Annotated in this window: 5 protein-coding genes; 2 read left to right on the top strand and 3 right to left on the bottom strand. The window is 62.6% G+C overall.

All coding sequences use genetic code 11. The features are described from left to right. Positions 1-408: 408 nt before the first annotated feature. Positions 409-531 (top strand): hypothetical protein, encoded by a 123-nt coding sequence (locus P8R42_23100; GenBank protein ID MDG2307485.1) that lies wholly within the window; start codon positions 409-411, stop codon positions 529-531. Positions 532-539: 8 nt separating this feature from the next. Here P8R42_23100 and P8R42_23095 read toward each other — a convergent pair whose 3' ends face one another. Together P8R42_23095 and P8R42_23090 are read right to left on the bottom strand one after the other, a co-directional pair. After that, the gene (locus P8R42_23095; GenBank protein ID MDG2307484.1) at positions 540-1,493 is read right to left on the bottom strand and encodes a bestrophin family ion channel; all 954 of its coding nucleotides are present in this window, start codon (positions 1,491-1,493) and stop codon (positions 540-542) included. Between the two features lie 41 nt (positions 1,494-1,534). Beyond that, on the bottom strand, positions 1,535-1,870 hold the full coding sequence (locus P8R42_23090; GenBank protein MDG2307483.1) for a hypothetical protein: 336 nt from the start codon (positions 1,868-1,870) through the stop codon (positions 1,535-1,537). 749 nt (positions 1,871-2,619) lie between these two features. On the opposite strand from P8R42_23090, the gene P8R42_23085 reads away from it, so the two are divergent. Continuing rightward, complete coding sequence (locus P8R42_23085) at positions 2,620-4,320, top strand: hypothetical protein (protein MDG2307482.1); 1,701 nt, start codon at positions 2,620-2,622, stop codon at positions 4,318-4,320. An 884-nt stretch (positions 4,321-5,204) separates the two neighbouring features. Here the strand turns inward: P8R42_23085 and P8R42_23080 are convergent. Continuing rightward, positions 5,205-6,359 carry a DUF1566 domain-containing protein gene (locus tag P8R42_23080; GenBank protein ID MDG2307481.1) on the bottom strand — a complete coding sequence of 385 codons (1,155 nt, stop codon included), beginning with the start codon at positions 6,357-6,359 and terminating at the stop codon, positions 5,205-5,207. Positions 6,360-6,908: the final 549 nt, after the last annotated feature.

Genomic DNA, 6,908 nt, shown 5'->3' with positions numbered 1-6,908 from the left:
CGTCGTGTCTTGCGCTGAATGTCGCGGACGACCTTCTCCGCGCTTTGTCCCTTTCCCATCGGATTCTCCTTCCGTTTGGGCCGGGAGTGTCTCTTATTTCATCGACCTATTTGGTCCAACCGTCTCTGAACCCGAACAGGTTGTCGCGTGGGGCCACCCTTATGGAACCAACGCCAGCCTTTCGGCCTTGATTGCCCGCGGTGATCGTCTCTGGAAAACCTGTCGTGCCGCAAGCAACGACTGACGCAGGCACGGGCCGCCTCGTGCCGCTCACACCTCGAGTTTGCACGACGCTGACGCTATGGCTTGCCCGCTCCGCAGACGGCGCCCTACAAGAAGTACAAGATCACGGACCACGACTATCGAAATCGGGAGCGGTGGGCGGACTAGGAAGTCGCGATCGAGGAGATGCTCGCGCGGACCAGCACCGAGGCGGCCCCGTGGCATGTCATCCCCGCGGACGACAAGAAACATGCGCGGATCACTGTGCTGAAGACGGCGAACCGCGCTCTCGAGCGAGCCGTCGACTGAGCCCCCAACTACATCAAGACGCCGTCGATCGGCACCAGCGGGGGAGGAGTTTCGGTCTCGCCGTGCATCTCCCGAACATCGATCTCGATCGTCCGACAGAGGGCGGACATCGGAGTGTCGTTCGGCAGGTTCTCGAACGGCCTCTTCAGATCTTCGCCGAGCTTCTCGATCAGGACGAACGAGAGCGACATCGAAACACAGAAGAAGACTTCCAAGGCATCAAGCGTGATGTTCGCGTCGAGCACGGCGAATGGCAACACCGACGCAAATCCCCAAACAAGGCCCTTCGTCGCGGTCGTGATGCCATACGGGAAAACCGTGTTGTTGATGCGCTCGCACGCCCCCTGAACGTCGCAGAGCGAGTCCAACGCCCGCTGCAGCTCGAGATAGGCGAGCTCTTGCTGCGCCGAGACACCAAACAGCCCGCGCAGGACTTGCCCCTGCTCGGCCAGAAGCTGCGTGGCCACGTTGGCGTTCTCCTCGTAGCGGCGAAACTCACCGTTCGAGAGGAATGGCCGAATCTCTTCCCATTCGTTGGGCGCTGCGGTCATCGACGGCCCGTGACGCAGGTTGATGCGAAGCGCGTTCACATACGCGATGTGTCGGTAGAGGATGTCACGCCGCGCGACGGCCGCCTCTTCTTCGGAATCGATCCCGTCGAGCCGCTCGGCGACGATCATGGTGCACACTTTCCGAGAGAACGCCCGGCTCACGTTCACCAGCGCCCCCCAGAGTTTCCGCGCTTCCCACCACCGATCGTAGGCCTCACTCACCCGAAAGCCCAGAAAGATGGCGAGCGCCGTGCTGACGAGCCCGGCGGTGGCGAGGGTGAACACCGACGCCGACGCTCCCCACGTCAGGTAGAACGCCTCGACTCCGAGCGTGACGATCGCGAAATAGCCCGCCGGCAGAAAAAGCGGGCGGGTCAGGCGAACGACGGATTGGCGAGACTCGACGTACATCGACCCCGGAGTCCTAGCAGGTCTCCGTGGCTAGAGACACGTCATTCGGTCGCTAGCATCGCCGCGACCTGATCGGAGCCCCGACCCAGCGTTCTAATGTTCTTGACGGCCTCCGACACGGACATGTCGAGACGCTCGACTCGATCCGCGGTCACGTACACCACCGAGCCCGACCAAGGGTTGGGCGCTCCCGGCAAGTAGACCACGGCGTTCCCGGTCTTCGTCCGCTCGACCTCGAACACCGTCTGTGCGTAATCGTCGAACTTCACCAGCACGGGGACGAAGCTCTCCGCCATCTCGTCGCTCTTCGCCATGCTGTCGGCAAAGCCTTTGACGAAGGTGTATCCGGGCAGCGCGGGCAGCGTAGGACGTCGCACGCGAACGCCCGCCGTGATCGTCTCTGAAAAACTTGTCGTGCCTCAACCAAAGACTGACGCAGGCACGGGCCGCCTCGTGCCGCTCACATCTCGGGTTTGCACGACGCTCACGCTATGGCTTGCCCGCTCCGCAGATGCGACGCCCGATTCGTTCGTGTTTCCCCGACACTCGGTCACACTCGCGGATAGCCGACATGAAGCCCCTTTTTGGCCCCGAGGCGACATAACGGCTCCTTATCGGACGTATGCGTGCGCCTCGTTCTGCCTCGTTCTGCCTCATGGAGCAGGAGCACATTCTGCCGCCAATCCTTGGCCCTGGTAATCCACATCACACCAGTAGGCTATTTCGTACCATGGCTTGCCTGGATGACTGCGACCGTGTTCGCCGCCGGCGCCGAGGAGCTTCTGAGTGTTCTTGTGGAGCACAGCCATAAAAAAATCTACTATGCCTCCTGCTTCCCAGGCAAAGACACCGCGCTGAACAAACCGACGGGCTGCCTCCAAGATTAGGTCTTTGGCCTATGGTTGCTACTTTTGCAGAGGTGCTGACTAATTTGGGCTACCGTTTCAGCACCCGAGAACCAACCCTTGCCGGTAGACGGCGATGTGTATTAACGTTTCAAAGTCGTGAGCGCCGGTCCATTCCCATGGGGCTTCTGCGAATATGAATACGCACGGGGGAGAAGAAAATCATGCAAAATCGAATACACCTGTTTTCCGCGAACGGCCGTGGTATGCGATGGAATCGCGTGCTCGCGTCGATTTTGCTCGTCCTCACCTTCAACGCGGCGCCCGCGCGGGGCGCAGCCGGCGACCTCGACATGACATTCGGAACCGGTGGTCGGGTGACAACCCCCATTTCGGGCGGGGCAGACGCGGTTGTTCTCCAGCCCGACGCGAAGATCGTTGCGGCCGGGTTTGCGGTCCCGGGCTCCTCCGGCGTCGACTTTGGGCTAGTTCGCTATGAGTCGGACGGTAACCTGGATACATCCTTCGGTGTCGGGGGAGTGGTGACGACGGATTTCGGCGGGTCAGATTTCGGCAACGCGGTGGCCCGGCAGCCCGACGGCAAGATTCTCGTTTGTGGATCGGACACGAACAGCCAACTCCCGCTTGCTCGCTATATGCCGGACGGGAGCCTCGATGCGACGTTTGGCGTGGGCGGCAAAGTTCTTTCCGGTGTCGTTGGCGGGAGCTGTAACGACGTCGCCGTGCAAGCGGATGGAAAGATCCTTACCGCTGGAGCTCATCTCGCACGGTTCGAGTCGGACGGAAGCCTGGACACCTCCTTCGGAGTGGGCGGTGTGGTCGATTCGCCTTTCGGGGTAATTCCGGGCCCGGCCCGTGGGATGGCTTTGCAAGCTGACGGCAAGATTGTCGCAGTCGGCTACACGAATAGTTCTTTCCCCCCCGACTTTGACTTCACGGTCTCACGCCATGCGTCTGATGGGAGCCTGGATACGACGTTCGGGACTAGTGGCGTCGTGACCACCGATTTCGCGGGTCCACAGAATTACGCCAGGGCTGTGGCGATCCAGCCCGACGGCAAGATCCTCGTGGGTGGCTCTGAGGCCGACGATGTCACATACGACTACGACTTTGCACTGGTTCGCTACGAGTCGGACGGGGGCCTGGACGCGTCGTTCGGCGCCGGTGGTATCGTGATTACAGAGAGCACCGACTCGGGAAATGACGACGACGTGGGAATCTATTCTCTGGCGTTGCAGCCCGATGGCAAAATCGTCGCGGCGGGGTACACCTACACGGGAAGCAGCCTGATTTACGATTCCGACGCCTACGATATGACGGTCGTTCGCTATGAGTCGGACGGAAGCGAGGACGCGACGTTCGGAGTGGGCGGCGTCGCGACGGCAGACTTTGGAAACTCTGACGACGAAGGCTACGCGGTCGCCCTACAGTCAGACGGCAAGATCGTCGTCGCGGGGCAGGCCTATTTGGGCGGCGGCTCCTCCGGGCAGAATTTTGCGGTCGCGCGTTTCGAGGCAGACTCGGCACCCCCTCCCGGCTGGCCCAGTGTCACCGCCGCCGCCGTCGCCGTGATCACACCCTTGCTGTCGGATCCCACTACGCCTCGATTGGCGGCCAACAGCTTGCGGTCCGCCAAAAATCAACTTGAGAGCGCCCTCTCCCAGTTCAACAGGGGAAAGATCCGGGCGGCAATGAACAGCTTGAAGAAGGCCGTCGGTAATCTGGAAAAGGCGATTCGCAAAGGGTTGGATCCGGCAACGGTCAATGCCACGATCGGCGATTTGGCGGCGTTCTCCCGGCAGCAGGCTTCTGACGAGATCGCCGCGGCTATCGCTCGGGGTGGGCAGGCCAGCAAGATTGCCGTGGCGCAGAACTGGCTGGCCGATGGCGACACCAAAACCGATCTCTCCGAGGCATGCACCCGGTACGTCAAGGCTTTCAGTAAAGCAAAACAGGCGTAGGGCGCGTCGCCGGCACCGGGCTCGCGCCGGATCGACGCCCGGATTCTCCGGCAGCGCAACGTCGGCGCCGTCACGTCGCTCGGGGAGGGCTGCGAAGACCTGTGACGTCTCGCCGTCGGCTGTGGCGTTCGTCGCGCTCGCGTCGAACGCGCTCGGGCACAGCAGTGGATAGCCGATAAGGAGCCATCCTGTCGTCCAGGCGGCGAAAGCGCGCTTCATGTCGGCTATATCCTCAGCCATTTTCGAGGCACTCCAGAGCCAGCGCCGTGCGTCGATTGAGACGGGGTTCCGAGAGTACGTCTTCACCGACTCGCGTGGCCGCCCACTCTCGCAGGAGTGGCTGCACAAGCGGGTATTCGCACCGACCCTTCGAATGCTCCGACTCGCTCATCGCGGCAGCTACGCCCTGCGCGACACGTTCATCACCGCAGCCCTGACTGCCAGGGAGGACCCAGCGTGGGTCGCCGCTTTCTGCGGAACGTCCGAGCAGATGATCTGGGAACACTACCGAACCTGGCTACCGTCACCCGACAACGGTCGCCGAATCGCAAACCTGTTCGGAAGCTGTTCGGATGAACCCCCTCGGCCGACTCGAAACCGAGTCAAGCCGAGGGGTTACAAGTGGAGGCGGGGGGAATCGAACCCCCTCGGGACGGCACCAGCGGATACGTACGGACATTATGTTCAGCAAATTCGTGGATCCGCGCACATGTTGCCCGAGCGTATCCGGCCAATACTGTCACAGCACTGTCACAACGGCGCCGCGTCAGCGTAGGCGGACGAGGACAGGCAGAGGGCTGCCCGAGAAGCTGGCATTGCGTGTTTCACTGTTACTGCGTTCAGACAACACGCCTATCAAAGGTCGAAGGACCAAATCATCGACCTCACGAGCCGCCGCGTACGGCACGAACGTAGAGGACGCCGTTCTTGTTGCCGAAGTTGACGAGGCCATCGAAGAAGCCCACGCCCCACGCGCTGCCCGGGTTGCCCGTGAAGGTAGAGGACGACCAGTAGAACGACGAGAAGGTCTCGCCCGGAATCGTCGTGCACGGCGGAAAGGGATCGGCCCCGCAGCCCGGCACGCTCAGGTCGAGGATTCCCGCCAACTCCACGACGGTCGGCAACCTCCAGTCGCACTCGTCCGCAAAGCAGCCCTCGATCGTGACGCCGTTCTGGGACTCGCCCCCGTTGAGCGTGCCCAGAAAATCCACGAAGGCCGTCCCGTCCGGCTTCCAGGGAGAACCAGTGGACCAGTCGTAGTGGTTGTCCACGTCGTGGATGGAGCCGTCGTCGGTCTTCAACTCCCACACGAGCCCCGTGGTGTTGTCCGTCGCCGTCCCGTCCCCGTTGTCCGTCCAGCGCGGCAGCACCTCGCAGTCGCTCACCTGCTTGAAACCCTGTGATGCCTTGTCCCAGCCGAAGCGTACCCCTCCCGCGCACATCTCCACCTCCGACCCGTCCCCCTTGGTCGATACCAGGTTCGTGCACACCAGCTCCGCCGAGCCTGGCGTGAACACGCCCGTGTTCGACAGCGTGCACCGCGATGTGATCGACAGCGGCAGCCCGCCCTGCGGCCCGTCCGATACCGGACCCGACACTTCCCCCCACTCCACCACCGAGCTGAACGGAAAGCTCGCCAGCCCGTACACGGCCACGCTCGGCTGCGTCAGCAGCTTCTCGCCGCCCATCGTGTCCCGCACCCTCACCTGGACCGCGATCGGGTCTCCACCGGCTTCACGCGCCCAGTTCGTCACGCCAGAGAAGCCCGTCTGCAACGGAATGTCCGGGTCCTCCCCCTTCACGTCGCCCCGCTCCGAGCAGCACGGCACCTCCATCTTCTTTACCCCGTTCACCAGCACGTCGAACGGCTGGATCAGCTCCGCCCCAGGCATCGTCGTGTACGCCCAGCCCTGCACGTTCCCGATCTGCGAGGCGAATCCGTCCGGTGTCTCCAGCAAGCCGAAGATCTCCGCGCTCGCGGGCTCGGCCACAGCGATCAGGGTCAGCAGGGTCGAAACCAATAGAATCAATCGGGTCATCGGGGCTCCTCGCTAGGTGGCAACGCCACTGGGCCTGACGTCTTCTCCCGCATGCTCACGCGACGCGCAATACCTGGTCGCGAGGGCAGATGGCCACGGCAAAGGGCACGGAAGAGACGGTCCCCCGCCCCGACGAGCCGCCATGCCGAAGCTGGAAACGAACCGCGCCAGGAAGGACTCGAACCTTCGACCTACGGCTTAGAAGGCCGTTGCTCCTTCACTTCCACGCCCTTCCACGACCCTCCACGCCCGTGTTTCCTGGACTTCATCCACGCCATCGTTCGTGGAAGGTCGCTGGCGGTCGCACAGGGGGGTCACAAAAGTGGTCACGAGTTACTCGCAAGAGTTGCGGATCGACTTGGTCGAAGCGCGTCTGATCTAGGAGGAGCGGCCAGGTGATGCCGCCCGGCGGCTACGCCGCGGCCACCTGGACCCGAAAACTAGACCTGGCTCAAGGCTTCGCGGTGGAGGCTACCCGGCGACCTGGCCAAAGAGGCCGTTCATGTCGGCTACCGCTAATCTGGAGGGTTCCCGATCATTCTTACCCCC

Source organism: Candidatus Binatia bacterium (genome assembly GCA_029243485.1).
Classification (GTDB): Bacteria; Desulfobacterota; Binatia; order UBA12015; family UBA12015; genus VGTG01.
This window is presented reverse-complemented; position numbering and strand designations above follow the sequence as displayed.

What these genes read in the sequence shown, in the direction of transcription:
- P8R42_23100 (MDG2307485.1), top strand. Translation starts at nt 409, where the DNA reads ATGCTCGCGCGGACCAGCACCGAGGCGGCCCCGTGGCATGTCATCCCC.
- P8R42_23095 (MDG2307484.1), bottom strand. Translation starts at nt 1,493, where the DNA reads ATGTACGTCGAGTCTCGCCAATCCGTCGTTCGCCTGACCCGCCCGCTT.
- P8R42_23080 (MDG2307481.1), bottom strand. Translation starts at nt 6,359, where the DNA reads ATGACCCGATTGATTCTATTGGTTTCGACCCTGCTGACCCTGATCGCT.